The sequence below is a fragment of the Streptomyces sp. M41(2017) genome, from assembly GCF_002078175.1.
Classification (GTDB): domain Bacteria; phylum Actinomycetota; class Actinomycetes; order Streptomycetales; family Streptomycetaceae; genus Streptomyces.
In genome coordinates this window covers 4,231,888-4,257,162 of record NZ_MWFK01000001.1, presented here as the reverse complement: position 1 = coordinate 4,257,162, position 25,275 = coordinate 4,231,888, and the positions used below count along the sequence as shown (strand labels likewise).

24 protein-coding genes and 1 pseudogene are annotated in these 25,275 nt (G+C 73.0%); 17 read left to right on the top strand and 8 right to left on the bottom strand.

Annotated elements, in window-relative coordinates:
* The first annotated feature begins 183 nt into the window (after positions 1-183).
* From B0675_RS18690 to B0675_RS18675, 4 genes are all read left to right on the top strand, one after another.
* Positions 184-1,035 (top strand): PPK2 family polyphosphate kinase, encoded by an 852-nt coding sequence (locus tag B0675_RS18690; protein ID WP_241539959.1) that lies wholly within the window; start codon positions 184-186, stop codon positions 1,033-1,035.
* A gap of 73 nt (positions 1,036-1,108) precedes the next feature.
* Entirely contained in the window at positions 1,109-1,966 is an 858-nt protein-coding gene (locus tag B0675_RS18685) for a polysaccharide deacetylase family protein (protein WP_081219956.1), read from the top strand.
* A gap of 48 nt (positions 1,967-2,014) precedes the next feature.
* Complete coding sequence (locus B0675_RS18680) at positions 2,015-2,218, top strand: hypothetical protein (protein WP_081219955.1); 204 nt, start codon at positions 2,015-2,017, stop codon at positions 2,216-2,218.
* Between the two features lie 76 nt (positions 2,219-2,294).
* Positions 2,295-3,023 carry a peptidyl-tRNA hydrolase gene (locus B0675_RS18675; RefSeq protein ID WP_081219954.1) on the top strand — a complete coding sequence of 243 codons (729 nt, stop codon included), beginning with the start codon at positions 2,295-2,297 and terminating at the stop codon, positions 3,021-3,023.
* 106 nt (positions 3,024-3,129) lie between these two features.
* On the opposite strand, the gene B0675_RS18670 is transcribed toward B0675_RS18675, so the two are convergent.
* Both B0675_RS18670 and B0675_RS18665 read right to left on the bottom strand, forming a co-directional pair.
* Positions 3,130-3,495: a darcynin family protein gene (locus tag B0675_RS18670; RefSeq protein ID WP_081221865.1), complete on the bottom strand. Its 366-nt coding sequence runs from the start codon at positions 3,493-3,495 to the stop codon at positions 3,130-3,132.
* A 71-nt stretch (positions 3,496-3,566) separates the two neighbouring features.
* Positions 3,567-4,461, bottom strand: a pseudogene (locus B0675_RS18665) (NAD(P)H-binding protein).
* A 113-nt stretch (positions 4,462-4,574) separates the two neighbouring features.
* Here B0675_RS18665 and B0675_RS18660 point away from each other — a divergent pair.
* Complete coding sequence (locus B0675_RS18660) at positions 4,575-5,519, top strand: LysR family transcriptional regulator (protein WP_179165318.1); 945 nt, start codon at positions 4,575-4,577, stop codon at positions 5,517-5,519.
* 120 nt (positions 5,520-5,639) lie between these two features.
* Here the strand turns inward: B0675_RS18660 and B0675_RS18655 are convergent, their stop codons facing one another.
* Positions 5,640-6,113 carry a hypothetical protein gene (locus B0675_RS18655; protein WP_081219953.1) on the bottom strand — a complete coding sequence of 158 codons (474 nt, stop codon included), beginning with the start codon at positions 6,111-6,113 and terminating at the stop codon, positions 5,640-5,642.
* A gap of 283 nt (positions 6,114-6,396) precedes the next feature.
* On the opposite strand from B0675_RS18655, the gene B0675_RS18650 reads away from it, so the two are divergent.
* Together B0675_RS18650 and B0675_RS18645 are read left to right on the top strand one after the other, a co-directional pair.
* A complete protein-coding gene (locus tag B0675_RS18650; protein WP_241539958.1) occupies positions 6,397-6,627 on the top strand; it encodes a DUF397 domain-containing protein in 231 nt (76 codons plus the stop codon).
* 140 nt (positions 6,628-6,767) lie between these two features.
* Positions 6,768-7,691, top strand: a complete 924-nt coding sequence (locus B0675_RS18645) for a helix-turn-helix transcriptional regulator (protein WP_081219952.1) — start codon at positions 6,768-6,770, stop codon at positions 7,689-7,691.
* Between the two features lie 102 nt (positions 7,692-7,793).
* Here B0675_RS18645 and B0675_RS18640 read toward each other — a convergent pair whose 3' ends face one another.
* On the bottom strand, positions 7,794-8,612 hold the full coding sequence (locus tag B0675_RS18640; RefSeq protein WP_081221862.1) for an SAM-dependent methyltransferase: 819 nt from the start codon (positions 8,610-8,612) through the stop codon (positions 7,794-7,796).
* 427 nt (positions 8,613-9,039) lie between these two features.
* Between B0675_RS18640 and B0675_RS18635 the strand changes: the two genes are divergently transcribed.
* From B0675_RS18635 to B0675_RS18620, 4 genes are all read left to right on the top strand, one after another.
* On the top strand, positions 9,040-10,446 hold the full coding sequence (locus B0675_RS18635; RefSeq protein WP_081219951.1) for a DUF692 domain-containing protein: 1,407 nt from the start codon (positions 9,040-9,042) through the stop codon (positions 10,444-10,446).
* A 329-nt stretch (positions 10,447-10,775) separates the two neighbouring features.
* Positions 10,776-11,543, top strand: coding sequence for a DUF4142 domain-containing protein (locus B0675_RS18630; RefSeq protein ID WP_081219950.1), 768 nt, complete (start codon positions 10,776-10,778; stop codon positions 11,541-11,543).
* A gap of 143 nt (positions 11,544-11,686) precedes the next feature.
* Positions 11,687-12,469, top strand: a complete 783-nt coding sequence (locus tag B0675_RS18625; protein ID WP_081219949.1) for a TIGR04222 domain-containing membrane protein — start codon at positions 11,687-11,689, stop codon at positions 12,467-12,469.
* A gap of 144 nt (positions 12,470-12,613) precedes the next feature.
* Entirely contained in the window at positions 12,614-14,308 is a 1,695-nt protein-coding gene (locus tag B0675_RS18620) for an alpha/beta hydrolase (protein WP_081219948.1), read from the top strand.
* Between the two features lie 70 nt (positions 14,309-14,378).
* On the opposite strand, the gene hemQ is transcribed toward B0675_RS18620, so the two are convergent.
* Both hemQ and hemG read right to left on the bottom strand, forming a co-directional pair.
* Positions 14,379-15,110 carry a hydrogen peroxide-dependent heme synthase gene (gene hemQ, locus B0675_RS18615; RefSeq protein ID WP_081219947.1) on the bottom strand — a complete coding sequence of 244 codons (732 nt, stop codon included), beginning with the start codon at positions 15,108-15,110 and terminating at the stop codon, positions 14,379-14,381.
* A 4-nt stretch (positions 15,111-15,114) separates the two neighbouring features.
* Positions 15,115-16,596, bottom strand: a complete 1,482-nt coding sequence (gene hemG / locus B0675_RS18610; RefSeq protein WP_081219946.1) for a protoporphyrinogen oxidase — start codon at positions 16,594-16,596, stop codon at positions 15,115-15,117.
* Between the two features lie 157 nt (positions 16,597-16,753).
* Between hemG and B0675_RS18605 the strand changes: the two genes are divergently transcribed.
* Together B0675_RS18605 and B0675_RS18600 are read left to right on the top strand one after the other, a co-directional pair.
* A complete protein-coding gene (locus B0675_RS18605; protein ID WP_081219945.1) occupies positions 16,754-17,866 on the top strand; it encodes a DUF4349 domain-containing protein in 1,113 nt (370 codons plus the stop codon).
* 27 nt (positions 17,867-17,893) lie between these two features.
* Positions 17,894-19,303 carry an FAD-dependent oxidoreductase gene (locus B0675_RS18600; RefSeq protein WP_081219944.1) on the top strand — a complete coding sequence of 470 codons (1,410 nt, stop codon included), beginning with the start codon at positions 17,894-17,896 and terminating at the stop codon, positions 19,301-19,303.
* Positions 19,304-19,373: 70 nt separating this feature from the next.
* Here B0675_RS18600 and B0675_RS18595 read toward each other — a convergent pair whose 3' ends face one another.
* Positions 19,374-19,706, bottom strand: coding sequence for a hypothetical protein (locus B0675_RS18595; RefSeq protein ID WP_081219943.1), 333 nt, complete (start codon positions 19,704-19,706; stop codon positions 19,374-19,376).
* 200 nt (positions 19,707-19,906) lie between these two features.
* Between B0675_RS18595 and B0675_RS18590 the strand changes: the two genes are divergently transcribed.
* Positions 19,907-20,725 (top strand): rhomboid family intramembrane serine protease, encoded by an 819-nt coding sequence (locus B0675_RS18590; protein WP_081221861.1) that lies wholly within the window; start codon positions 19,907-19,909, stop codon positions 20,723-20,725.
* Positions 20,726-20,759: 34 nt separating this feature from the next.
* Here B0675_RS18590 and hemE read toward each other — a convergent pair whose 3' ends face one another.
* The gene (hemE, locus tag B0675_RS18585; RefSeq protein WP_081219942.1) at positions 20,760-21,827 is read right to left on the bottom strand and encodes a uroporphyrinogen decarboxylase; all 1,068 of its coding nucleotides are present in this window, start codon (positions 21,825-21,827) and stop codon (positions 20,760-20,762) included.
* A 226-nt stretch (positions 21,828-22,053) separates the two neighbouring features.
* On the opposite strand from hemE, the gene B0675_RS18580 reads away from it, so the two are divergent.
* The 3 genes from B0675_RS18580 to B0675_RS18570 all read left to right on the top strand — a co-directional run bounded on the left by B0675_RS18580 (position 22,054) and on the right by B0675_RS18570 (position 25,141).
* Complete coding sequence (locus tag B0675_RS18580) at positions 22,054-22,680, top strand: DUF3000 domain-containing protein (RefSeq protein ID WP_179165410.1); 627 nt, start codon at positions 22,054-22,056, stop codon at positions 22,678-22,680.
* A gap of 363 nt (positions 22,681-23,043) precedes the next feature.
* Positions 23,044-23,706, top strand: coding sequence for a response regulator transcription factor (locus tag B0675_RS18575; protein WP_019073943.1), 663 nt, complete (start codon positions 23,044-23,046; stop codon positions 23,704-23,706).
* 157 nt (positions 23,707-23,863) lie between these two features.
* Positions 23,864-25,141 (top strand): ribonuclease D, encoded by a 1,278-nt coding sequence (locus tag B0675_RS18570; protein ID WP_081219940.1) that lies wholly within the window; start codon positions 23,864-23,866, stop codon positions 25,139-25,141.
* Positions 25,142-25,275 lie beyond the last annotated feature (134 nt).

Genomic DNA, 25,275 nt, shown 5'->3' with positions numbered 1-25,275 from the left:
AACGGGTAGCGGGCCCCGGACACCCGGCGCACCATCGAGGAACACGGCCGGAAGGGGCGCGCGGTGGGCAAGAAGCACGGCGGGAAGCACGACAAGGACGAGAAGAAGCACGACAAGAAGCACAGCGGCAAGCACAAGCACCACGGACAGGACGAGGCCAGGCCCCCCGCGCGGCTCCGGGAACTGCTGCGCGTGCCCGGCGGGCAGGGTGTGGACCTCTCCGCCTACGACGCCGAGGCGACTCCCGGCGGACCGCACGACAAGGCCTCCGGCCTGGACGCCGCCGCCCGGATGGGCGAACAGCTCGCCGACCTCCAGGAGCGCCTCTACGCGGCGAGCACGGCAGGCGACCAGCGGCGGATCCTGCTGGTCCTCCAGGGCATGGACACCAGCGGCAAGGGGGGTGTCGTCAAGCACGTGATCGGCCAGCTGAACCCGTCGGGCTGCCGCATCCGGGCGTTCAAGGCCCCCACACCGGAGGAGCGCAGGCACTCCTTCCTCTGGCGGATCAGGCGGGCCCTGCCCGAGCCCGGCGAGATCGGCATCTTCGACCGCTCGCACTACGAGGACGTACTGATCGGCCGCGTGCGCGAACTGGCCCCGCGCAAGGAGATCGCCCGCCGCTACGGCGAGATCAACCGCTTCGAGGAGTCCCTCGCGGAGGAGGGCGTCACCGTGGTGAAGTGCTTCCTGCACGTCTCCTACGAACAGCAGCGCCGCCGTCTCCTGGCCCGCCTCGACAACCCGGAGAAGTACTGGAAGTTCAACCCGGGCGACATCACCGAGCGCGCCGCCTGGCCCGCGTACCAGAAGGCGTACGAGATCGCCCTCGACCGCTGCTCCACCCCGGGCGCGCCCTGGTTCGTCGTCCCCGCCGACCGCAAGTGGTACCGCAACTGGGCGATCGGCAGGCTTCTCCAGGAGCACCTGGAGGCCCTCGATCCGCAGTACCCGAAGGCGGACTTCGACGTGGAGGAGTGCCGGAGGCAGCTCCTCACCGGTGACACCGGTCCGGGCACGGCACCAGCCGGGTGACGTGGTGACCGTATGCGGGCGCCACACGCCCAAGACGGGCGATTAGTCACTTTTCATTTCATATCTTCGTGCGGTGATCCTTTCCGTACGGAGTCTCGCCCTGACCTGTGCCCTCGGAGCCCTCGGCGCCGCACTCACCGCGTGCGGCGGCCCGGCCGGCCCGCCCGTCGCGCGCCAGGGCCACCACGCACCCGCCACCAGCGCCGCGCCCTCGCGCCCGCCCACGCTCGCGCCGGGTCCGGCCGGGCTGACCCCCGTCTTCAAGAACGGACCGCGGACGCGGGGCAAGACCGTGGCGCTGACGTTCGACGCCGACATGACCGCCGACGAAGGGCCCCGGGCCGCCGCCGGGGAGCACTTCGACAACCCGCGGCTGATCGCGACCCTGCGGGCGTTCAAGGTTCCCGCGACCGTGTTCATGACGGGCCGGTGGGCCGACGAGTACCCGCGGGAGGCCCGGGACATCGGGCAGGACCCGCAGTTCGAGATCGCCAACCACTCGTACAGCCACTACGCCTTCACGGGCGACTGCTACGGGCTGCCGACGGTGTCCGAGGACAGGATGCGGGCCGACGTGGAGCGGGCGTACGCCGCCTTCGAGCGGGCGGGGGTGCGGAACGCGATGCCGTACTTCCGCTTCCCCGGCGGATGCTACGACCAGCGGTCGCTGCGGACCCTCAGCTCGGTGGGCGTCACCGCCGTGCAGTGGGACGTGATCAGCGGTGACGCCTTCGCGACGGACGCCGACGCCGTGGCGCGGCAGGTGCTCGACGGCGTCCGGCCCGGCTCGGTGGTGGTCATGCACTGCACACGGAGCGCGGCCCCCGTCACCGAGCGCGCGCTGCGGACGATCGTGCCCGAGCTGCGCAAGAAGGGCTTCCGGTTCGTGAAGGTGTCGCAGCTGATCGGCGCCTCCGCCGGACGGCACTGACCCTCCCCGCGCCTCCCCGGGCCCACGCCTCGTCCGTACGCTGGTGGCATGAGCGACGACTACTGCGCCACCGGCGCGGACGGGCCGGGCGGGGAGTCCCGCGACCCCGGGGCGGCGGGCGATCCGGGTCCGCCGTACGCGGAGTGCGTCCTGTGCCGGAAACCCACCGAGTACCCGGAGTCGCACAAGGGCGTCACCCTGTGCCCCGTCTGCGCGTGGCAGGAAGCGCAGCGCACCGCCTGTTCGGGCTGACCCGCGCGGAACGCGGCCGGACGGCCGTACGAACCGTCCGTTCGGGACCGATCTTGCGCCTGGCAGACTGGAACGCGTGACCAGCGAGCCGACCCCCGCCGACGACAGTCCCTTCCGTACCGAGCCCACCGCGCGCGACGAGGCACCGCAGTTCGTGCTGCCGCTGGTCGTGCACATCGAGAAGGCGGCTCCGCCCGCGCGCACCGACGCGCTGGAGACGTCGGCCCGGGCGGTCCTGACGATCCTGAGCGACGAGCGGTCGCTCGGCGACGGGGAGTGGGCGCGGGCGATGCGGGACTGGCAGGACGCCCGGATCCGCAAGGTCGTCCGGCGGGCCCGCGGCGCCGAGTGGCGGCGGGCCGAGGCGCTCCCCGGCATCACGGTGACCGGCGGGTCCGCCGAGGTGCGGGTCTTCCCGCCGGTGCCGTTGGACGGTTGGCCCAAGGACCTGGCCCGCCTCCAGGTCTCCGGGACGGATCTCGACGATCCGGAGCCGCCGGGCGAGGCCGATCCGGACGCGCCCGTGCTGTGGCTCAATCCGGGGCTCGACATGTCGGCCGGCAAGACGATGGCGCAGACCGGCCATGGCGCCCAACTGACCTGGTGGGAGCTGTCGGACGAGGAGAAGGCGGCCTGGCGGGACGCGGGCTTCCCCCTCACCGTACGTACCGCGCGGCCGGCCCACTGGGGCGAACTCATGCTGTCCGACGGGCCGTTGGTGCGCGACGCGGGCTTCACGGAGATCGCGCCCGGGGAGACCGTCGCCGTCGAGGGCGTGGACCGTGTCAGGTCGCTGAAGCACTGACGCCGGACGTCGCCCCCGCGACGGGCCGCGCCCCGTGCGGGTCCGTCCGGCGCCGACGGCCTCGGGTTCGGCGAAGCGGAGGGCCGTCGGCACGGTCGGGCGTCGCTCAGGTGGTGATGGTGGCGACGGGGTCGAAGCCGTAGGTGCGGGCGTAGCCGTTCTCGGTGCCGACCAGCAGGTCGACGACCTCGAAGTAGTGGTCCCAGAACGCGGTTTCGCGCAGCGCGTCGACCAGGCGCTGGTACGCGTCGTGGTCGTCGGCCTCCCAGACCCACACGTCGGTGACGCGGGTGGAGTAGAACTCCGTGTCGTAGAAACGTGACCGGACGCCGCGTGTCCTGGCCTCGATGGCGGGGACGACCTGGCCGGTGAACGCGTTCATGCGTTCCTGCGGGGTCATGGCGAGCCATTCGGGCCTGGTCTTGATGAGCATGAACGCGGTGACCGGCGGTGCGGCCGCGGGGCTGGACATGGCGTGTGCCTCCGTGGTGACGGACGTCTGGGGTGCGCCGGACCTCGTGCGGTCCGTGGTGGGGTGATGCGTCATCGGGCGAGGACGGCCGGCTTGAGGGTCCGGGCGCACCACTGTTCGAAGGTGGTGGGGGTCGCGGTCTCCGGGGTGCGGACGACCCCGGCGTCGAGGCCCTCGTCCTTGGCGCGCTTCATGTCGGCGATGCCCTGGACGAACGCCTCGTCGAGTCCGTGTCCGACGAGGGTGGAGTACAGCTCGTCGAGGGGCTGCCGTTCGTAGCGGACGGGGCGGCCGAGCTGCTCGGTCATGATGCGGGCGAGGTCGTCGGGCGACAGGTCCTCGGGGCCGAGCACCGGAACGCTGTCGCTGCCGGTCCACGAGCGGTCCAGCAGCAGGCCGGCGGCGACGGCCGCGATGTCGGCGACGGCCACGAGCGGAGCCCTGCGGTCGGCGGTCACGACGTCGGTGAAGACGCCCTTGTCGCGGAGGGAGTCGGCCTCCTCCAGCAGGTTCTCGAAGAACGATGGGTTGGCGAGCGCCCGGTAGGCCACGCCGGTGCCGGCGATGAGGTCGTCCAGGGCGAGGGAGGCGGTGACCAGTCCCGCGCGTCCGGCGGCCGCTGTGCCGCGGCCGAGTGCCGAGACGCCGACGACGTGACCGACACCGTGGGTGGCGAGGGCCTTCGCGGCGGGACGGCTGAAGCCGCTGTAGGCCTCCTCGGGGGTCCGGGAGGAGTCCGGCGGGACGAGCCAGAAGACGGCGTCGGCGCTCGAAGGCACGGTCGACGACGTCGGCGTCGCCGTGCGAACCGGTGACCACCTCGACGCGCTCGCGCACCGCGTCGGGGAGGCGGGCGGGGTCGCGCACGATCACGCGCAGTTCCTCGCCGTGGCCGGGTGCGGACTCCAGGAGCAGGGGCAGCAGGTGGCGGCCGATGTTCCCGGTGGGAGCAGTGATGACGATCATGAAAACCTCGTGGGTCGTGCCGGATCGGTACGTCCCTCATCGTGCGGAGCCCGCCGGTGTTGCCACAATGGGAACTTAAGCAAGGGATCATTGCCTGGAACGGAACAATCCCCATGACCAGCACACCAGAGCCCGTCGTCGACGCGAATCTCGCGGTCGCGCTGGACGCTCTGCTGACCGAGCAGAGCGTCACGCGGGCCGCCGCCCGTCTGCACACGTCGCCCGCGGCCATGAGCCGGACCCTCGCCCGCCTTCGCCGTGTCCTCCAGGACCCGCTGCTGGTCCGGGCCGGTCAGGGCATGGTCCCCACCCCCCGCGCCCAGGCCCTGCGGGACGAGGCCGCCGCGGTGGTGCGCCGTGTCGGGGCGCTGCTCTCGCCGGGCACCGGTGTCGATCCGGCCGCGCTGCGCGGCACGTTCACGCTCCAGGCCGCCGACCTGGTCGGCGCGGCCCTCGCCCCGGGCCTGCTGCGGCTCGCGCGCCAGGAGGCTCCCGCGGTCTCGCTGCGGTTCAGGGCCGAGGAACTGGAGGCCGGTCCGGCGCTCCGCGACGGACGGATCGACCTGGAGGTCGGCTCGATCGACCACGTCGACCCCGAGACGAGGGTCGAGGAACTGGTCACCCTGCGGATGACGGCCGCCGTACGGCCGGGGCACCCGCTCACGGAGGGCGCCCTGACGCCGGAACGGCTCGCCGCCGCCGAGCATGTGGTGGTGAGCCGCCGGGGGCGGTTCACCGGCCCGCTGGACAGTGCCCTGGCCGAGCGGAACCTGCGGCGCAGGGTCGCTGTCGTCCTGCCCGGACATCTGGCCGCGATGACGCTGGCCGCCGGGAGCGACCTCGTGTGTCTCATCCCCGCCTCGCCGCCGGGCGTCGCGCCGTCACCGCTCACGGACGCGGCCGGCGCGCTCGGCCTGCGGCTCCTGGAGATCCCGCTGCCCCTGCCGCCACTGTCCATCGGCATGGCCTGGCATCCGCGGCACGCGGCCGACGGCGGCCATCACTGGCTGCGCGACGCGGTCCGTCGGACCCTCGGACAGCCGGGTCCGGCCGTCTGACGTCTCTCCGGCCGCGACGACGCCGGCACCCGTGCCGCCGAGGCCCCGGTGGTGCCGTCCGCTCCGCGATCGCGGCGAGCGGGCAGGGCGCCACCCGGTACGGACGGGCGGCCGGCCGGGTCAGTCGGCCAGCGCGGAGGCGAGTTCGGTGGTGACCCGGACGAGTTCGGTGTCGGGTTCGTCGAGCAGGTGCTGGAGTGCGCCACGGCGGGCCCGCACCGCCTGGCGGGCCTCGCGCTCCCACCCCACATAGTTCTCGCGGCGGTTGAGCAGCTTGGGCCAGGCGCGGGCCGTGCGTTCCCACTGGCGGGCGTCGGCGATGTCCTTGAGGAGCTGGACGATCTGCACGCGGCAGGTGACCTGCGGGAGTTCGACGAGTTCCCACAGGAAGGGGACCGTGGCGGCGGTGGCCTGTTCGACCACGAATCCGTACTGGCAGATTCGTTCCCGCAGGTCGTGAAGTGCTGCCCGGGCCGTCGGTTCGTCACCCCAGGCGACGGCGTTCAGCAGGAACGGGATGGCCTGAGCGGAGCCGCTGGAGTCCTTGATCTCCTCCCACGACACGTGTTCCAGGTTCTCGAGTGGTGTTGCCATTTCCGCTCCCTCCGAGGGCGTCGGACAGTGTCAGGCGGTGCGGGCCGCTCGACGTCCCGGCACCGGTACCCCCCTTGGGGGCGCTTTCTGAAAGAACGTCAGTAACCGGTGCTGGCAAGCCCGTTGGCGCCGCCGCTAGTATCCACCTGACACCACCTTCGTGCAATTGCACGAGAAATTGCACGACGGTGGAGGGAGAAGATCAAGCCACGTGGTGTCCGCCCGATTCCGGGACGGGGTGGCCGGTGACCGCGTGATGGAACGTCAGCAAGGAGAGTGCGTGGTGCGATCGGTGCCGAACGGAGTGCGGGCGAGTTCACTGGCCGCTCGCTGGATCAAGAGCAGCCACAGCAACGCCGAGGGGAACTGTGTCGAGGTGGCCAGCCTGGGCGAAGAGGGCATCGCGGTGCGCAACTCCCGCGACCCGGAGGGCCCGGCCCTCGTCTACACCCCGGCGGAGGTGGCCGCTTTCCTGGCGGGTGCGAAGGGTGGCGAGTTCGACCACCTCCTGTGATCGGTCTCCCGCGTCACGGAGCCCGGATCCCGGTCCCGGCGAAGCGGAGGAGTGATTTTCCACTTCTGTCGACGCATGCGGCGCAGACCGCATCGGTGCGATAATTTGAGCTGTCTTCTGCCGGTCGACTGGGAGCCAGGATGTCTGTCGAGTCACCCCGCGCCTCCCGCCTCGAACCGTATCTGAGTCGGCAGGAGCCCGCGCCCACTCTGCTGAAGATGCTGGTCGGCGTACAGCTGACGGGTGCCCGCGACGACGCCGGCCTCTCCCAGGAACAGGCGGCGCGGGCCCTCGGGTTCAGCCCGGCGAAGCTGTCGCGCATCGAGGCGGGCAAGGGCCGCAAGCCCCCCACGGAGGCCGACGTCCGGGCCCTCCTCGACCTGTACGGGACCGACGACTACGAGGTGTCGGTCCTGCTGCGGCTTCTCCGGCGCGCCGGTGAGCCGGGATGGTGGCAGCGCTACGACAAGCGGCTGATGCCCGAGTGGTTCGACCGGCTGGTCGGGCTCCAGGAGGCGGCCACCACCATCCGCACCTTCGAGATCCAGTACGTGCCGGGCCTGTTGCAGACCGCCGACTACACACGGGCGGTCGTGCAGCGCGGCCTGCCGACGGCCCCGGCCGGCGAGGTCGAACGCCGGGTGGAGCTGCGCATGCGCCGGCGGGAGCTCCTGGACCGGGAGGACGCGCCCCATCTGTGGGCGGTCGTGGACGAGTCCGTGCTGCTGCGGGTCCTCGGCAGCCCCGAGGTGATGCGCCGGCAGCTGGAGCACCTCGTGGAGATGGCCGAGCGCCCCCATGTGATCGTCCAGATCGTGCCGTTGGACGTGACGAACGCGTCCGCGCCGGCCATTCCGGTCACCTATCTGCGCTTCGGCGGTGTCGAACTGCCCGACGTGGTCTACCTGGAGCACATCAGGAGCGCCAACTTCCTGGAGGACCGCGACGAGACGGAGGAGTACCGCGTGGTGCTCGACCGGCTCGCCGACGAGGCCCTCAACCCGCGCGAGTCCTTGGCGCTGCTGCGCGAGACGATGGAGCGGCGCTACAGCGTGGCGGACTGACACCGCCGTCTCCGGCACCCACGCGCCGGAGGGCCGCCCCCTGCTTCACGGGGCACGGCCCCGCGGTGCTTCGGCGCGGCACGCCGAAGCACCCTCTCCGCTTCACCCGATGCGGCCGACCCCGCCGAACTCGATCCACTCCTGGGTGAGTTGCCGTGCCACCACGTCGGTGTCGGGACGCCAGGTGGACACCTCCACGAGCCCGGGGTCCAGGATCTCCAGGCCGGCGAAGTACTCCGCCACGTCCTTTTCCTGGCGCACCCGGCCCCAGTGGCCCTGCGTCGCCGTGTCCATGAAGTCGGTGACGAACGCGCGGACTTCGGGGTCCTCGCTGACCAGCTGGCACATCACCATGAAGCTGCCGGGGGCGAGCCGTTCGGAGACGCGGGCGATCACGGAGAGAGGCCCGTCCGTGTCACTGTCCGGGATGCAGTGGAACACCGAGTTGAACAGCACCGCGACGGGCTGCGAGAAGTCGATCAGCCGTTCGGTGTCGGGGTGCGTGAAGATCTGCTCGGTCTCGCGCAGGTCGGCGTGGATGACGGCGGTGCGGTCGTTCTGGTCCAGCAGGGCCCGGCCGTGCACGAGGACCATCGGGTCGCTGTCGACGTAGACCACGCGGGACGTCTCGTCGATCTGCTGAGCGACCTGGTGCACGTTGTTCTGCGTGGGCAGGCCGGATCCGTGGTCCAGGAACTGCCGGATCCCGTAGTCCTCGGCGAGGGTCTTCACCACGCGCTGGAGGAAGCGCCGGTTGTTCAGCGCCAGCGCGCGCGTGCTCGGCACGACCTTGTCCAGCTCCTCGCACGCCGCCCGGTCCGCGGCGTAGTTGTCCTTGCCGCCGAGATAGTGGTCGTACATGCGCGCGGCCGTGGGCACGGTGGCATCGATCGCCGTGGACAGCTGCTGGTCAGGCTGCATCATTCCCCCAGATCAGTGCCGCGCCAAAGAACTGGCCCGACGGTCAATACATAGTAGGTAAGCGGAAGTTGGCGTTACCAGTCCCCCGACGGAGCAGGAGGTGGAGGACGGGCCCCCGGCCTCGCCCTCCACCATCCCGCACACCGTGCCGGACCGTCCCGGAAGCCGGAACATTCCGCGGCCGTCTGCCCCGCCTCCCTCCGAGGCGGGCCCGGCCGGCCGGAACCCGCGCCCCGGTCAACATGCTCCGCCGGCCGGTCCGGTCCCCGCGCCGGCGGTCCCGAACCTCAAATGTTGCTCTGAACGTCCGCCCCGACGGGTTGGACGCTCGCCGACTGGGCCATGACACCGTCACGCCGGGGGACGGGCCGTCGTGAGGAGACGACACACAGGCAGGCCGGACGGGCACCGTGACGGAGGAGGGGACATGCAGCAGCTGAGGCGGCTGGGGACGGGAATCGGATGGCGGCCGGAGATCGCCGAGGCCGTGGAGCGCATGCCCGGCATCGACTGGGTCGAGGCCGTGGCGGAGAACGTGTGCCCGGGCCACGTTCCGGAGTCGCTGCTGCGGCTGCGCGAGCGGGGTGTCACGGTCGTGCCGCACGGCGTCTCGCTGGGCCTCGGCGGCGCCGACCGTCCCGACGAGTCCCGGCTCACCGCGCTCGCCGAGCGCGCCGAGGCACTGGGGTCGCCGCTCGTCACGGAGCACATCGCGTTCGTCCGGGCGGGCGGACCGCTCACCGCCTCGCCGCTCCTGGAGGCCGGCCACCTGCTGCCGGTGCCGCGGACCCGGGACGCGCTGGACGTCCTGTGCGCGAACGTCCGGGCCGCGCAGGCCGCGCTGCCCGTGCCGCTCGCCGTGGAGAACATCGCCGCGCTGATCTCCTGGCCCGGCGAGGAGATGACCGAGGGACAGTTCCTCTACGACCTGGCCGACCGCACCGGCGTCCATCTGCTCATCGACGTCGCCAACCTGCACACCAACCACGTCAACCGCGGCGAGGACCCCTCCAAGGCACTCGACGAACTCCCCGTCGAGGCCATCGCCTACGTCCACGTCGCCGGGGGCTTCGAACGCGACGGCGTCTGGCACGACAGCCACGCCCACCCCGTCCCCGAGGCCGTTCTCGGCATCCTCGCCGACCTCGCGTCCCGGGTCGCACCGCCCGGCGTCCTCCTCGAACGGGACGAGAACTTCCCCGGGCCCGCCGAACTGGAGCGGGAACTGGCGGCGATCCGGCGCACGGTGACGAGGGCGCGGGCGCGCGCCACGGTCGGGGCGGGCACGCGAGGAGGCGTGACGTACGCGCCGACCCCGCCGAAGGCGATCACCGGCGACGGCGTGGTGCCGGACCCCGGGGCCGCCGGACGCCCGGAGCACACTGCCGCGGCCCCCGTGGAGCCGGCGACGGGGGTCGAGGACGCCGCACGGCAGCGGCTCGCCCTCGCGCAGGCCGCCCTGCTGTCGGCGCTGGTCGCGGGGACCCCCGCGCCCGAGGGGTTCGACCGGGTCCGCCTCGGGGTGCAGGCGCGCGCCCTCGCCGCGAAGCGGGCGGACGTGGTCGCCAAGGTCGCCCCCGAACTGCCGGAGATCCTCGCGGAGGTGTACCGGCCGGCCTTCCTGGCGTACGCGCAGGGGCACCCGATGTCCGGCGGTTACCGGCGCGACGCCCTGGACTTCGCCGAGCACCTGCTGCTCGCGGGGCTCCCGGAGAGCGCGGAGACCCGGCTGCTGCGCGAGTGGTGGCTGGAGCGATCGGGGCCGGCCCCGCTGTCCCGGCGCCCGGGGGCACGGCTGGTCCGCGCCACCCGCAGGGTGCTGCTGGGTCGCTGAGCGGACGGGTCGCGGGGTGCGGACGCGCCCCGCGGCGGGGCGGGAGCGCGGCCCGGGCCCGGCGGCGGTGCCCCGCTTCGAGCACGCGTGGGCGACACGAGCCGTCCGCGGAGTGTGCCCGGACTAACACCGCTCTCCGTGAAGGAGGGGTGCGCGTCCGTTTCCGGTGGGTTCCGTGCGGTCTGACGTAGGCACGAACCACCGCAACCGGCGCCTTCCACCCTCCGCGCAACCCCATCTTCCTGTACGGCAGTTGGCGTAGCCCCCGCAGTAGCATGCCAACCCGCACGCGAAGCGCATTAGCGTGCGGTGCCGCAACAGGAGGCACCATGCGATCCATCAACCGCACCGGATTGGTCAGTGGAACAGGGCTCATCATCACCGCCCTCCTGGCGACCCTCGCCGCCCTGGCCTTTCCGATCTGGTCGTACGCGGACCGCTCCGGCACCGGCCTCGACACCCTGAACGCGCAGTCCGTGCCGACCCGGTACGGACCGCTGTCGGCCCTGGACCGGGAGTTCGTCACCAAGGTCCGGCTGGCCGGGCTCTGGGAGCTGCCCGCGGGCCAGCAGGCCCAGGAACGCGGCACCACCCAGGCCGTACGGACGGCCGGCGAGCACCTCATCGAGGGGCACACGTTCCTCGACGCACGCGTCCGCAACGTCGCCGCCCGCCTCGGCCTGGAGCTGCCCAACCAGCCCAACCCGCAGCAGCGCGGGTGGCTGGCCACGCTGAGCGCGGCCCACGGCACCGCGTACGACCGGGACTTCGCGAACCTCCTGCGCGCGGCGCACGGCAAGGTGTTCGCCGTGGTCGCGCAGGTCCGCGCGACCACCCGCAACTCCCTGGTCCGCGATCTCGCCGACGACGCGAACACCACCGTGCTCGACCACATCAAGGTGCTGGAGGCGACCGGCTACGTCGACTTCGACGCGCTGGCCCGGGACGCCGCGACGGCGAGCCCGCCACCGCTCACCAGTTCCCCCGCGCCGCCCGGCCCGACCGAGGCCCCGCGGTCGCCGGTCCCGGTGACACCGTCCTCGGGGTATCCGCTCCCGCCGCCGGCGACGCGCCCCCGGCCGACGTCGAGTCCCTGACGGCACCGGGCCGCCCGCCACCGGTCCGCGTCCCGCGCGCCCGCTCCTCACCGGGTCGAGCGGAACGTCACAGACCCGCAACGCTCCGTCCACATGGTGAATAAGGCATGGCGCCCGCCCCGGACTTCGCATAGAAACACGCCATGTTCTGGGTCCTTCTCCTGCTGCTGGCCTGGGCCGCGGCCGGCATATCGTGCACGCGGCTGTGCCTGGCCGCCGTGCGCGCCGCGACGGTCGACGCCCGGGAGGCGCACGGGCACGACCTGACGCTGTACGAGGCGGCGTTCCTGTCGGGCGGCCCGGCGCGGGTGGCCGATCTGACCCTGGTCTCGATGGCCCGCCAACGCCGGCTGCTGCTCGCGCACACCGGCTGGGCGACCGTGGTGGACCCGCGCGGGCGGGACGACATGGAGCGCTCGGTGCTCGGGGCGATCGGTCCGGAGGGCCAGTCGCGGATAGCTCCGGTGCGGGCGGCCACGGCCGCCGCGGACTCGGTGCACCGGCTGGCGGACGGTCTGGTCGCGGCGGGGCTCGCCGTGCCCGACGGGGCGCGCACCACGGTGGCGGGCGCCGTCCGCCAGGTCCAGGCCGCCGCGGCGGCGGTCCTCGTGCTCGCCGTCGCGGCCCTGTTGCTGCCGGCCGGGCCCAGCGGGAGCGGGGTCCCGGTGGCCGTCTGGTTCGCCCTCCCGCTCGTCCTGACCCTGAGCTGTCTCGCGATCGCCCGCATCGAGGTGCACCCGTACACGCGGTGGGCCTCTCCCGCCGGTCAGCGGCTGCTCGGCACCCTCGCCCGGCACTCCGACGCGTCGGGCGACGACCGTACGTATCTCACCTCGGTCGCCGTGCGCGGTGTCCGGGCCATCGGCGAACCGGAGGTGCGCGCGGCACTCGCCCACCGGGACCGCGGCGCCGGCCACGGCGCCTGACGGCGGGGGCTCGCACGGGGGCTGGGAGGCGCCCCGGGGGGCGCATCGGGGTCATTGAGGCCGACACCGGCGGCCGGTGCTTTACATCGCCGACGGCCGAACGAAGCATCCTTCTGTCGCTGCCGTGCGCCGAAGGGATTCGCGATGAGAGCTGCCGTCCTCCACGGAACCGCGGGGTCCCTGCTCCTGACGGCGCTCGTCGCCGCCCCGGCCGGCGGCACCACCGCCTGGCCGGACGGGACCGGTTCCGCCTCGGCCGAGGCGCGCGGCGCCGTCGTCGCGGCACAGCGCGCGGCGGCCGCCGGCATCCGTTTCGGCGCGTGCCCCAAGGTGGAGGAGCTGCCCGGCAACCTCCAGTGCGGCACGGTCACCGTGCCCCTCGACTACGCCCACCCCGACGGCAGGCGGATCAAGCTGACCGTCAGCCGTGTGAAGGCCACCGGCAAGGACGTGCGGAACCCGAAGCGCAAGGTCCCCCGCCAGGGCGCCCTCGTCTACAACCCCGGCGGGCCCGGCGCGTCCGGCATGTACTTCCCGCTGATCGGTTTCCTCCCCGAGTGGAAGCCGATCGGCGCCGCCTACGACCTCGTCGGCTACGCGCCGCGCGGTGTCGACCGTTCCGCGCCGCTGTCCTGCCAGGACCCGAAGCGGTTCCAGAAGGCGCCCTCGCTGTCCCCGACGTTTCCCTCCGAGTCGTACAAGAAGGAGCGGATCGCGGAGGCGAAGGCGTACGCGCGCGGCTGCGCGCAGCGCTCCGGAGCGGGCCTGCGCCACTACACGTCGCTGAACAACGCCCGAGACCTGGACGTGCTGCGCGCGGGGCTCGGCGAGCGGAAGCTGACGTTCATGGGCGCGTCGTACGGGACGTACTTCGGTGCCCTGTACGCGACCCTGTTCCCCTCGCACGTGCGCCGGATGGTCTTCGACTCGGCGGTGAACCCGGATCCCGAGCAGATCTGGTACCGCAACAACCTCGACCAGTCGGCCGCGTTCGAGGGCCGCTGGGCGGACTTCCGCGGCTGGATCGCGCGTCACGACGAGGTGTACGGCCTCGGCGGCACACCCGATGAGGTGCTGCACTCGTACGAGAGGGCGCGGGCCCGGCTCGCCGCGAAGCCGGCCGGGGGCAAGGTGGGGCCGGCCCAGCTCCAGGGGGCTTTCCTGCAGGCCGGGTACTACGACGACTACTGGCCGCGGCGTGCCCTGGCGCTGTCCGCCTATCTGAAGGGTGACCCGAAGCCGCTGGTGCAGATCGCGGGGCCGCATCCGGAGGCGGCGGCGGAGCAGGAGAACGGCAGCGCGGTCTACACGGCCGTGGAGTGCAACGACGCGTCCTGGCCGACCGACTGGCGCACCTGGGACCGCGACAACACGCGGCTCGCGCGGGTGGCGCCGTTCGAGACCTGGGACAACGTGTGGATGAACCTGCCGTGCGCGTACTGGCCGGTGCCGCGGCAGAAGCCGCTCGACGTGCGGACGCTGCCCGGAGAGTTGCCGCCGACGCTGATCCTGGCGGCCGAGCGGGACGCGGCGACGCCGTACGACGGGGCGAAGGAGCTGCACAGGCGGCTGTGGGGTTCGGTGCTGGTGACGGAGAACGGCGCCGGGACCCACGGGATCGGCGGCGGCCCCAACAAGTGCGTCAACGGCTATCTGGACGCCTACCTGCTGGAGGGGCGGCTTCCCGGGCGGGACGCCGGATGCGCACCGCACAAGGAGCCGGCGGCGCAGACGCCCGACGGTGAGCGCGGCACCGAGGGCACGAAGGGCGCGGCGGCGACGCCCGGGGAAGCGGAACAGGCCGGGCCGGCCGCCCGGAGCGCCGGGCAGGCGCCCTGACGGACGGTTCGGTGACATGACGACGGCGGGCGCCCCCGGAACAGGGGCGCCCGCCGTCGTGTCGTGCCGGTCAGGCGAGTCCTGCCACCAGTTCGGTGATGTGCTTGCGACGGCCCGTGTAGAACGGGACCTCCTCGCGCACGTGCATCCGGGCCTCGGAGGCGCGCAGATGACGCATCAGGTCCACGATGCGGTACAGCTCGTCGGCCTCGAACGCGAGGATCCACTCGTAGTCGCCGAGGGAGAACGAGGCGACCGTGTTGGCGCGCACGTCCGGGTAGCCGCGGGCCATCTTGCCGTGGTCGGCGAGCATCCGGCGACGGTCCTCGTCGGCCAGCAGGTACCAGTCGTAGGAGCGCACGAAGGGGTAGACGCTCACGTAGTCGCGGGGCGTCTCGTCGGCGAGGAACGCCGGGATGTGCGAGCGGTTGAACTCGGCGGGCCGGTGGAGCGCCATGTTCGACCAGACCGGCTCCAGCGCGCGGCCGAGGCGGGTGCGCCGGAAGAGGTTGTACGCCTCCTGGAGCTGGTCGCTGGTCTCGGCGTGCCACCAGATCATGAGATCGGCGTCGGCCCGCAGCCCCGAGACGTCATAGGTGCCGCGGACGGTGACGTCCTTCGCGGCGAGCTGGTCGAACAGCTCCTGGACCTCGTCGGCGTAACCGGCGCGGTCCTCCGGCAGTACGTCCCTCAGCCGGAAGACGGACCACAAGGTGTAGCGGATGGCCTCGTTGAGGTCCTTGGCCAGCTTGCCCTTGTTCGGGACCCTGCCGGACTCGGTGGTGGGGGCGTCGTCACTCATGGGGCTATTCTCCCGCTCCGCCGTGCAGGCTCTGCACCGGGTCGGCCCGCAACGCGTCCAGGCCGCCGAAGTCGCCGCCGAGGCCGTCCACGGCGGCGTACGCGGAGGCGATGCAGGCGGGGATGCCGACGCCGTCGTAGGCGGCTCCGCAGACGGCGAGGCCCGGCAGCTTGCCGACGTGCTCGCGGACCCGGGCCACGCGCGCGTGGTGGCCCACCGGGTACTGGGGCAGTCCGTCGTCCCAGCGTGTCACCCGGGTCTCCACCGGGTCCGCGTCGAGGCCGGTGGCCTCCCGCAGGTCGTGCCGGGACACCCGGACCAGGTCGTCGTCGGGGCGGCCGAGCACCTCCGTCTCGCCGTACCGCCCGACGGAGGTGCGCAGCACGGTCAGGTCCGGGTTCCGGTCGGCGATCCAGCCCCATTTACGGGAGGCGAACGTCGAGGCCTTGATGGTGTGTCCGTCGACCGGCGGGACCAGGAATCCGCTGCCCTCGGGGAGGGTGGCGTCGGCGCTGCGGTAGGCGAGGGTCACGAGGGCCATCGACGCGTACTCGACGGCGGCCAGTTCGGTCGCGGCGGCGGGTGCCTCGGCGCGCAGCAGCGCGGCGGCGGCCGGGGCGGGCACGGCGAGGACGACCGCGTCGGCGTGCAGGACCCGGCCGCCCGCGACGATGCGCCAGGCGGACCCGGGCCGCTCGTCGGACGCGCGGCTCGTCCTGCGCAGTTCGGTGACCGGGGTCCCGGTGAGGATCTCGCCGCCGCGTGCGGTCACCGACCCGGCCACGGCGAGGGGCAGTCGGCCGACACCACCGTCGATGCCCATGAACACCGGCCCGGTCTGCTGCGCGGCGGCGGCCCTGGCCTGGATCTCGCGGACCGCTTCCGTGAGGGAGGTGTGGGTGCGGGCGGCGGCGTACAGCTGGGGGACGGCGAGGCGCAGGGAGATCCGGTAGGCGTCGCCCGCGTACACCCCGCCGAGGAGGGGTTCGACGAGACGGTCGACGACCTCGCGGCCCATGCGGGCGGCCACGTACTCGCCCACCGCGATGTCGTCGCCGACCTCGGTGCGCGGGAGGTCGGCGTCGCGCTCGACGCGGCGCAGGCCCTCCGGGGAGAGGACGTCCGCGAGGGCGGAGGCGGTGCCGGGGACGCCCATGACGTGTCCCTTGGGCATGGGGCGCAGGACGCCCCGGTTCCACAGCGAGGCCGAGGCGGTGGCGGGCGGCTGGAGGAGGTCGCCGAGGCCGGTCTCACGGGCGAGGGCCAGGGCCTCGGGGCGGCGCGCCAGCATCGACTCGGCGCCGAGGTCCACGCGCGCGCCCGCGATCTCGCCGGTCAGCAGCTTGCCGCCGAGACGGTCCGACGCCTCCAGCACGGTGACGCGGAACCCGCGCCCCAGCAGGCGGTGGGCGGCGGCCAGCCCGGCGATGCCGCCCCCGACGACCACGACGTGTCCCGAACCCGTACGAACGTCCTCTTCGCGCATGTCTCCACCTTCTCAGACCCCGGCGGCGCCTTTGCCGGGGAGCCCGGTGTCCGGTGCGAGTCCGGACCGTGACCGCATCGGGACCGGATCCGGCCAACGTCCTGGGGCGGCCGGGCGTCGAAGGAGCGTCAGTCAGTCACCGTCCCGGGGGTAGGCCATGCGCACACGTACGTCAGCACGACCGGCACGATCGGCGTCGCCGGAACCGTCCCCTCTTCCCGCTCTCCCGTCGCGCCCGTCCCGGCCGTCGCGTGTCCTGGCCGGGGTGCTCCTCGTCACCGCGCTCGCCCTGACGGGATGCGGTGCCGGCGACAGCTCGTCCGACAGCGCCGGCGACAGCAAGGCGGCCGCGGCGGACGACGGGGGTGGGAGCGCGCAGAAGGCGGACTCGGGCGCCGCGGGCAGTGACAGCGCGACGGGCCGCAGGGCCACCGCCCCGCCGAAGCTGTCCGCGAACAGCATCATCCGCACCGCCTCGCTGACGGTTCGGGTCAAGGACGTCCCCCAGGCCCTGGACGACACGCGGACCACCGTCGAGAGCGCCGGGGGCTACGTGGGCGACGAGACGACCACGCGGGACGGCGAGGGCCGGGAACGCACCCGTGTCGTCCTGCGGGTGCCCACCGAGCGGTACGACCAGGTGCTCGGCGACCTGGAGGGCACGGGAAAGGTCCTGGAGCGCACGGCCAAGGCGCAGGACGTCACCGACGAGGTCGTGGACGTGCGGAGCCGCATCGCCTCGCAGCGCGCGAGCGTGGCCCGGGTCCGCGAGCTGATGGACAAGGCGACCAAGCTCAGCGATGTGGTCACCCTGGAAGGGGAGTTGAGCAGCCGCGAGGCCGATCTGGAGGCGCTGCTCGCACGGCAGGCCTCGCTGAAGGACCGTACGAGTCTGGCGACGATCACGCTGTCGCTGTCCCAGACGGCGGTGCGGCACGCCGAGAAGAAGGACGACGACCCGGGCTTCCTGGACGCGCTCGCCGGCGGCTGGAACGTGCTGGTCACCATGATCCGCTGGCTTGCTCTCGCGATCGGGGCGGTCCTCCCCTTCGCGGCGGGCGTCGCGCTGATCGCCGCGGTGTGGCTGTTCGTGGTGCGGCCCCGGCTGCGTCACCGGCCCGCCGCCGCGGCCGCGGGTCCGGCGACCGCCGCGGGACCGGCCGCCGTCCCGGCGTCACGCCCGTCCCCGGGCCCCGACGCGGGCACCGCGGCTCCGCAGGCCGGCCCCCCGGCGGGCGGCAGGGCCGAGGGCGGCGGTGAGCGGGACTGAAATGCCGGGCCCCCGTAGCGTGTTCGTATGAGCATGAGCCGAACGAGCGGTAGTGGTGGGGGCCGGGAACGACTGGTCGTGATCGGCGGTGACGCGGCGGGCATGTCCGCCGCGTCACAGGCGCGCCGGCTGCGCGGGCCCGACGAACTGGAGATCGTCGCCTTCGAACGGGGCAACTTCGCCTCGTACTCGGCGTGCGGCATCCCCTACTGGGTGGGCGGCGACGTCACGGACCGCGACCGGCTGGTGGCGCGGACCCCGGAGGAGCACCGGGAACGCGACATCGACCTGCGGATGCGCACGGAGGTGACGGAGATCGACGTCGAGGGCGCCCGGGTGCGGTCCCGCGAGCTGGACACCGGGACCGAGGCGTGGACGCCGTACGACAAGCTCGTGATCGCGACCGGCGCGCGGCCCGTGCGGCCCGATCTGCCGGGCATCGACGCGCCGGGCGTGCACGGCGTGCAGACCCTGGACGACGGGCAGGCCCTGCTCGACACGCTGGAGAGGTCGCGGGGGCGCCGTGCCGTGGTCGTGGGGGCGGGCTACATCGGGGTGGAGATGGCCGAGGCGCTCATCAACCGCGGGTACGAGGTGACGGTCGTCAACCGCGGCAAGGAGCCGATGTCCACGCTCGACCCGGACATGGGCCGCCTGGTGCACACGGCCATGGAGGGCCTCGGCATCACGATGGTCGACGACGCAGAGGTCACCAAGGTGCTCACGGGTGACGACGACAGGGTCCGCGCGGTCGTCACGGACGACGCCGAGTATCCGGCGGACGTGGTGGTGCTCGGCATCGGCGTTCGCCCCGAGACGGCGCTGGCGCGGGCGGCGGGGCTGCCGGTGGGCGACCACGGGGGTCTGCTCACCGACCTGGCGATGCGGGTGCGCGGGCACGAGAACATCTGGGCCGGCGGCGACTGCGTCGAGGTGCTCGACCTGGTCTCGGGAGGCGAGCGGCACATCGCGCTGGGCACCCACGCGAACAAGCACGGCCAGGTGATCGGCACCAACGTGGGCGGCGGGTACGCGACGTTCCCCGGGGTCGTCGGGACCGCGGTGAGCAAGGTGTGCGACCTGGAGATCGCCCGCACCGGTCTGCGCGAGAAGGACGCGCACCGGGCGGGCCTGCGGTTCGAGACCGTCACCGTCGAGTCGACGAGCCGCGCGGGCTACTACCCGGGGGCCGAGGTCATGACGGTGAAGATGCTCGCGGAGCGGCGCACCGGGCGGCTCCTCGGCGTGCAGATCGTCGGCCGGGAGGGGGCGGGCAAGCGGGTGGACGTCGCGGCGGTGGCGCTGACCGCGGGCATGACGGTGGAACGGATGACGACCCTCGACCTCGGCTACGCGCCGCCGTTCTCCCCCGTCTGGGACCCCGTCCTGGTGGCGGCCCGCAAGGCGACGGCGAAGGTGCGGGCCGGCGCCTCGTGACGGCGCGCGCCGCTCCCCCACGCCGACGGCCCCACGGTGGACCTCGTCGCGTCCGTCGTCACGCCGGCCGCTAGGCGGACTCGTGGCCCGCCGATCCGTTAATGCGGTCTATCGCCTGGCGGGCCTGCTCCCCCGGCGGCCGGGCGGGCAGCGACGAGACGGAGGCGGGCGGGGTGACCGCGGGCGGGGTCTGGGCGGGCTTGGCGTGCGCCGCCGAGCGGGTGGACCGCAGGCGGTGGCTCACGGCCTCGTCCAGGGTCACCGGGCGCTGCATCCGGGCCGCGAGCCGTCCGGCCTCCTGGCCGAGCGCGGCCACGTCCTCCCAGGGGAGGTGGACCACGAGGGCGATCTCCGCCTCGCCGTCGGGCAGGGCCTGCATCGGAGGAGTAACTCGGTCGTTCATCGCCTGTGTCCTCACGTCATCACGTCGTCGCGTCGAACCCACGCCGGAACATCCGTCACGGCGGGGGCGGTTGAGGACACATACGGCCGGCGGGGCAGGTGTGTTCAGTGGGGCGAGGTGGTGAACTCCGGCCGGGCGCGGGGGCCCTGGGGCTGGACGGCCCGCGCATTCACCCCGTGCATCGCGGGCAGTACTTCCTTGTGGTCATCCCCGTCCATGACGTGAACCCGGCGCGGCGCACGCCCTATGTGACGTACGCCCTGATCGCCGCCAATGTCATCGTGTTCCTCTACACACCCGGTCTGGCCGGATCCGCGGCGGGTGACAGCGCCCTCTCGCAGCTGTGCCACCTGCACGCGTTCACGGACCAGTACGCGGCCGTGCCGCAGGAACTGATCCACCATCGGATGGCGCGTCTGGTGCCGACCGGCGAGGTCGGGGCCGGAGCGCACGGCGCGGGATGCGTGCTGGGGCCGCCGGACTACGACAAGTCGCCCCCACTGTCGGTGCTGACGGCGATGTTCCTGCACGGGAGCTGGCTGCACCTGCTGGGCAACATGCTCTTCCTGCTGATCTTCGGCAACAACATCGAGGACCGCCTGGGCCACGTCCGCTTCACGCTCTTCTACGGGGCGTGCGGCTACGCCGCGGCCTACGGCTTCGCGCTGGTCAACGCGGACTCGGGCGACCCGCTGATCGGCGCCTCGGGAGCGATCGCGGGGGTCCTCGGCGCCTACCTGGTGCTGTATCCGAGGGCCAGGGTCTGGGTGCTGGTCCCGTTCCTGGTGTTCCTGCCGCTCCGGCTGCCCGCGTGGATCGTGCTGGGCTTCTGGTTCGTGCTCCAGGCCGCGTACTCGTCGGGTGCGGCGGTGCCGGACGCGGGCACCGTCGCGTACGCCGCGCACGTCGTGGGCTTCCTCGCCGGCATGCTGCTGGCCTGGCCGCTGCGCCCCGGCACCCCGCCGCCGCCCGAACCGCGCCGCCTGCTGTTCGGCAGACAGGCGCGGCACGGCTGGTGAGCCGGCGGGGCCGGCCGTCACGGCGGGGCCGGTGCTAGCGCGCCGTCCGGGTGTGGACGTACTCCACGAGCCGGGTCAGGGAGTCCGGGTCCATCGAGGGCAGGACGCCGTGGCCGAGGTTGAAGACGTGGCCCTCCAGACCGGCGGCGGCGTCCAGCACCTCGCGGGTCTTGGCCTCCACGGCCGAGGTCGGCGCGAACAGCACCGCCGGGTCGAGGTTGCCCTGGAGCGCCTTGCCGGGGCCGACACGGCGGGCGGCCTCGTCGAGCGGGACGCGCCAGTCGACACCCACCACGTCCGCGCCGGCCTCGCCCATGAGGCCGAGGATCTCGCCCGTGCCGACGCCGAAGTGGATGCGGGGGACGCCGTATCCGGCGACGGCGTCGAAGACCTTCGTGGACGCGGGCAGGATCGAGCGGCGGTAGTCCGCGGGGGCCAGGGCGCCGACCCAGGAGTCGAACAGCTGGACGGCGCTCGCGCCCGCCTCGATCTGCACCTTCAGGAAGGCGGAGGTGATCTCGGCGAGACGGTCGAGCAGGTCGGCCCACAGCTGCGGGTCGCCGTACATGAGCGCCTTGGTGTGCTCGTGGTTCTTCGACGGTCCGCCCTCGACGAGGTAACTCGCGAGGGTGAACGGCGCGCCCGCGAACCCGATGAGCGGGGTCTCGCCCAGCTCGGCCGTCAGGAGCTGGATGGCCTCGGTGACGTACCAGACGTCCTCGGGGGTCAGATCGCGCAGCTGGGCCAGGTCGGCGCGGGTGCGGATCGGGTTCTGCACGACGGGGCCGACGCCCGGCTTGATGTCCAGGTCGACACCGATGGCCTTCAGCGGGACGACGATGTCGCTGAAGTAGATCGCGGCGTCCACGCCGTGCCGGCGGACCGGCTGGAGCGTGATCTCGGCGACGAGCTCGGGCCGCATGCAGGACTCCAGCATGGGGATGCCCTCGCGCACCTTGAGGTACTCGGGCAGTGAGCGACCCGCCTGCCGCATGAACCACACAGGGGTGTGCGGCACGGGCTCGCGCCTGCACGCCTTGAGGAAGGCGGACTCGTACGTGGCTGTCGGCTGCTGCCCGGCGGGGCTGTGGTTGGCGCTCACGACGGAAAGTCTCCCACGGCGCGCGGACCGCCCGGTCCCGGGCTCCGGCGACCCCCGGTGACCACCGCGCCCCCTCGCAGGGGGTGCGCGGAAAGCGGTGTTCGCGCGGCGCGATCCGGACAGGGGTCCCACGCACGGGTGTCTCTCCCTGCACGCGGGCTCCGTTCCCCTTAATCTTCCCCGCATGGCTGCGGCTCAGGGACGACTGTCGGACGGCGCTGGCGGAATGGACGACGCGAAGGAGGAGGACAGGAATGCGGTGGAGACGGCCCCGTTGCCCTTCCGGGCGGCCGTCGACGCCCTGAGGGCCGCGCGACTGCGGCCGGACATCGAGATCGACCCGACGCGACCACCGCAGCGCCTGGCGCCTCACGCCTACGCGCTGGAGGCCGCGGTCGTCGCGGACGACGAGGATCTGGCCGACGGCCGGCTCGTCCTGCTGCACGATCCGGCCGGGCACGACGCCTGGCAGGGCTCGTTCCGTCTGGTGACCCTGGTCCGGGCGGAGCTGGAGCCCGAGATGGCCGCGGACCCGCTCCTCCCCGAGGTCTGCTGGTCGTGGCTGACGGGCGCGCTGAAGGCCCGCGGGCTGTCGTACGGCGAACCGAGCGGCACCGTCACGCGCGCGAGCTCCCACTACTTCGGCGGGCTCTCGGAACGCCCCGCCGCCTCACAGATCGAGATCCGGGCGTCCTGGACGCCGCGGGAGGGCCTCGGAGGTGTTCCGGACACCGCCGCGCACCTCGCGGCCTGGTGCGACCTGCTGTGCCAGATCGCCGGTCTGCCGCCGGTGCCTCCGGGAGACGCCTCGGTGGTCACCCTGCCGCAGCGCCGGGGGCCGCAGTCCCGCTGATCCCGTTCCCCCCCCCCCCCCCCCCGCGAGAGGCGCGCGTTCCGACGCGCGCCTTTCGCATGTCCCGACCCCGATCCGTCCGACCCCCACACCCCCGTCCGTCCGACCGCCGGTCTTCACCCGCTTGCCGGTTTCTTTGTCGATACGACCACTTTCGGCCGCGTATCGACGTGGAGCGACTCGGTTCGATCTTCGGATGATCGATCGCGTGTCCGAATTGCACGGATTGTTACTCACCACATCGTGATCATTCTCTAAAGGTCCACGGGTTTGATGCCGAAGACGTCTGTGACCTTGAAAGCACGGTTCGTCCTGGCTCGCCCCCCAGAGCCGGTCCCCGTCCCCGCACCCCCAGGAGGCCTGGTGTCCGTTCTCCTCGAGCAGCCCGCAAGCCTGGTCGCCTACCGCCCGAACAAGCCGACCGCCATGGTGGTCGTGGCCGACCCTCGGGTCCGCTCCACCGTCACCCGCCATCTGTGGGCGCTCGGAGTGCGCGACGTCATCGAGGCGTCGTCCGTCGCGGAGGCCCGTCCCCGCATCGGCAACCCGCGCGACATCTGCGTCGCCGATGTCCACCTGCCGGATGGTTCCGGCCTCACCCTTCTGTCCGAAACCCGAGCCGCGGGCTGGCCCAACGGCCTCGCCCTCTCCGCCGCCGACGACATCGGCGCCGTGCGCAACGCCCTCGCGGGCGGTGTCAAGGGCTACGTCGTCACCGGCACCCGTACGAACGTCGGGCTCCCCACCCGGCCCGGCGCCGCGCCCATCGGCTCGGCCGCCGCCCGTATGCACCGCCGCCCCCCGGGTGCCCCGAGCCACCCGGGCGGCTACCGCGAACTGTCCGGCCGCGAGGTCGAGGTCCTGCGCCTGGTCGCGGAGGGCCAGTCGAACAAGGCCATCGGCGTCTCCATGGGCCTGTCCGCGCTGACCGTCAAGAGCCACCTCGCCCGCATCGCCCGCAAGCTCGGCACGGGTGACCGCGCCGGGATGGTCGCGGTCGCGCTGCGGACCGGCATCATCCACTGACCTCTCCCCCGCACCGCTCCGCACTCCCCCACCCGGCCTCCTCCCCCCTGTGCGTGAACCGGATCTTTCACCGAGCTGACTGGTTTACGACCCTCAGACGCCCGTCGACGGAACGTTCCGTCGACGGGCGTTGTCCATACACGGATACCCTTGACAGGTGACCGACGCCCAAGAGACCGCAGCAGACAGCTCACTGCGAACCACCGGAGGCGGCCCTCCGGACGACGTCGAATCGGCGCCGATCCCCTTGCTCGAGCCCCGCGAGGGCATTCCGCCGGTGATCGCCGACGAGGCCGCCCTCGCCGAGGTGGTCGCGGCGTTCGCCGCGGGCACCGGCCCGGTGGCCGTCGACGCCGAACGCGCGTCCGGGTACCGATACGGCCAGCGCGCCTATCTCGTGCAGCTGCGCCGCGAGGGCGCGGGCAGCGCGCTGATCGACCCCGTCGCCTGTCCCGATCTGTCGGGCCTCGGCGAGGCGATCTCCGGCGCCGAGTGGGTGCTGCACGCCGCGACCCAGGACCTGCCCTGTCTCCGCGAGATAGGCATGATCCCCACCAGCCTCTTCGACACCGAGCTGGCCGGCCGGCTCGCCGGGTTCCCCCGCGTGGGCCTCGGCGCCATGGTCGAGAGCGTCCTCGGCTTCGTCCTGGAGAAGGGCCACTCCGCCGTCGACTGGTCCACCCGCCCGCTGCCCGAGCCCTGGCTGCGCTACGCCGCGCTCGACGTGGAACTCCTCGTCGACCTCCGCGACGCCCTGGAGAAGGAGCTCGACCGGCAGGGCAAGCTGGACTGGGCCCGCCAGGAGTTCGACGCCATCGCCGCGGCCGAGCCCGCCCCGCCGCGCAAGGACCCGTGGCGCCGCACGTCCGGCATGCACAAGGTCCGCCGCCGCCGGCAGATGGCCGTCGTGCGGGAACTGTGGGAGACCCGGGACCGGGTGGCGCAGCGCCGGGACATCTCGCCGGGCAAGGTGCTCGGGGACGCGGCCATCGTCGAGGCCGCACTGGGTCTGCCGGCCAACGTGCACGCGCTGTCCGCGCTGAACGGCTTCGGACACCGCATGGGACGGCGCCAGCTGGACCAGTGGCAGGCCGCGGTCGACCGGGCCAGGGAACTGCCGGACGCCGAGCTGCCGCAGCCCGGGCAGCCGGTGACCGGTCCGCCGCCGCCGCGCGCGTGGGCCGACAAGGACCCGGCCGCCGCCGCCCGGCTCTCCGCCGCGCGGGCCGCCGTGTCGGCACTGGCCGAGCAGCTGAACATGCCGCAGGAGAACCTGATCACCCCGGACACCGTGCGGCGGGTGTGCTGGGAACCGCCGGCGACCCCGGACGCCGAGTCCGTGGGCGCGGCCCTCACCGGGTACGGGGCGCGGCCCTGGCAGGTCGAGCTGGTCACGCCCGTCCTGGTGACCGCGCTGTCCCTGAAGGCGGCCTAGAGACCCCTCGTAGGGCCTTGGACAGCCCCTGAAGGGGCGCGCCGCGACGCCTGTGGCCACCGGGACTACGCCGAACGGGCTCCGGAGGCCGGCCCGGAGCGTCGAGATCACGCCAAGATCCGCGAGCCGGGCGG

What these genes read in the sequence shown, in the direction of transcription:
- B0675_RS18660 (WP_179165318.1), top strand. Translation starts at nt 4,575, where the DNA reads ATGACCAGCACACCAGAGCCCGTCGTCGACGCGAATCTCGCGGTCGCG.
- B0675_RS18645 (WP_081219952.1), top strand. Translation starts at nt 6,768, where the DNA reads ATGTCTGTCGAGTCACCCCGCGCCTCCCGCCTCGAACCGTATCTGAGT.
- B0675_RS18620 (WP_081219948.1), top strand. Translation starts at nt 12,614, where the DNA reads ATGAGAGCTGCCGTCCTCCACGGAACCGCGGGGTCCCTGCTCCTGACG.
- B0675_RS18680 (WP_081219955.1), top strand. Translation starts at nt 2,015, where the DNA reads ATGAGCGACGACTACTGCGCCACCGGCGCGGACGGGCCGGGCGGGGAG.
- B0675_RS18600 (WP_081219944.1), top strand. Translation starts at nt 17,894, where the DNA reads ATGAGCATGAGCCGAACGAGCGGTAGTGGTGGGGGCCGGGAACGACTG.
- B0675_RS18670 (WP_081221865.1), bottom strand. Translation starts at nt 3,495, where the DNA reads ATGTCCAGCCCCGCGGCCGCACCGCCGGTCACCGCGTTCATGCTCATC.
- B0675_RS18635 (WP_081219951.1), top strand. Translation starts at nt 9,040, where the DNA reads ATGCAGCAGCTGAGGCGGCTGGGGACGGGAATCGGATGGCGGCCGGAG.
- B0675_RS18595 (WP_081219943.1), bottom strand. Translation starts at nt 19,706, where the DNA reads ATGAACGACCGAGTTACTCCTCCGATGCAGGCCCTGCCCGACGGCGAG.
- B0675_RS18580 (WP_179165410.1), top strand. Translation starts at nt 22,054, where the DNA reads ATGGACGACGCGAAGGAGGAGGACAGGAATGCGGTGGAGACGGCCCCG.
- hemG (WP_081219946.1), bottom strand. Translation starts at nt 16,596, where the DNA reads ATGCGCGAAGAGGACGTTCGTACGGGTTCGGGACACGTCGTGGTCGTC.
- hemQ (WP_081219947.1), bottom strand. Translation starts at nt 15,110, where the DNA reads ATGAGTGACGACGCCCCCACCACCGAGTCCGGCAGGGTCCCGAACAAG.
- B0675_RS18640 (WP_081221862.1), bottom strand. Translation starts at nt 8,612, where the DNA reads ATGCAGCCTGACCAGCAGCTGTCCACGGCGATCGATGCCACCGTGCCC.
- B0675_RS18625 (WP_081219949.1), top strand. Translation starts at nt 11,687, where the DNA reads ATGTTCTGGGTCCTTCTCCTGCTGCTGGCCTGGGCCGCGGCCGGCATA.
- B0675_RS18630 (WP_081219950.1), top strand. Translation starts at nt 10,776, where the DNA reads ATGCGATCCATCAACCGCACCGGATTGGTCAGTGGAACAGGGCTCATC.
- B0675_RS18655 (WP_081219953.1), bottom strand. Translation starts at nt 6,113, where the DNA reads ATGGCAACACCACTCGAGAACCTGGAACACGTGTCGTGGGAGGAGATC.
- B0675_RS18605 (WP_081219945.1), top strand. Translation starts at nt 16,754, where the DNA reads ATGCGCACACGTACGTCAGCACGACCGGCACGATCGGCGTCGCCGGAA.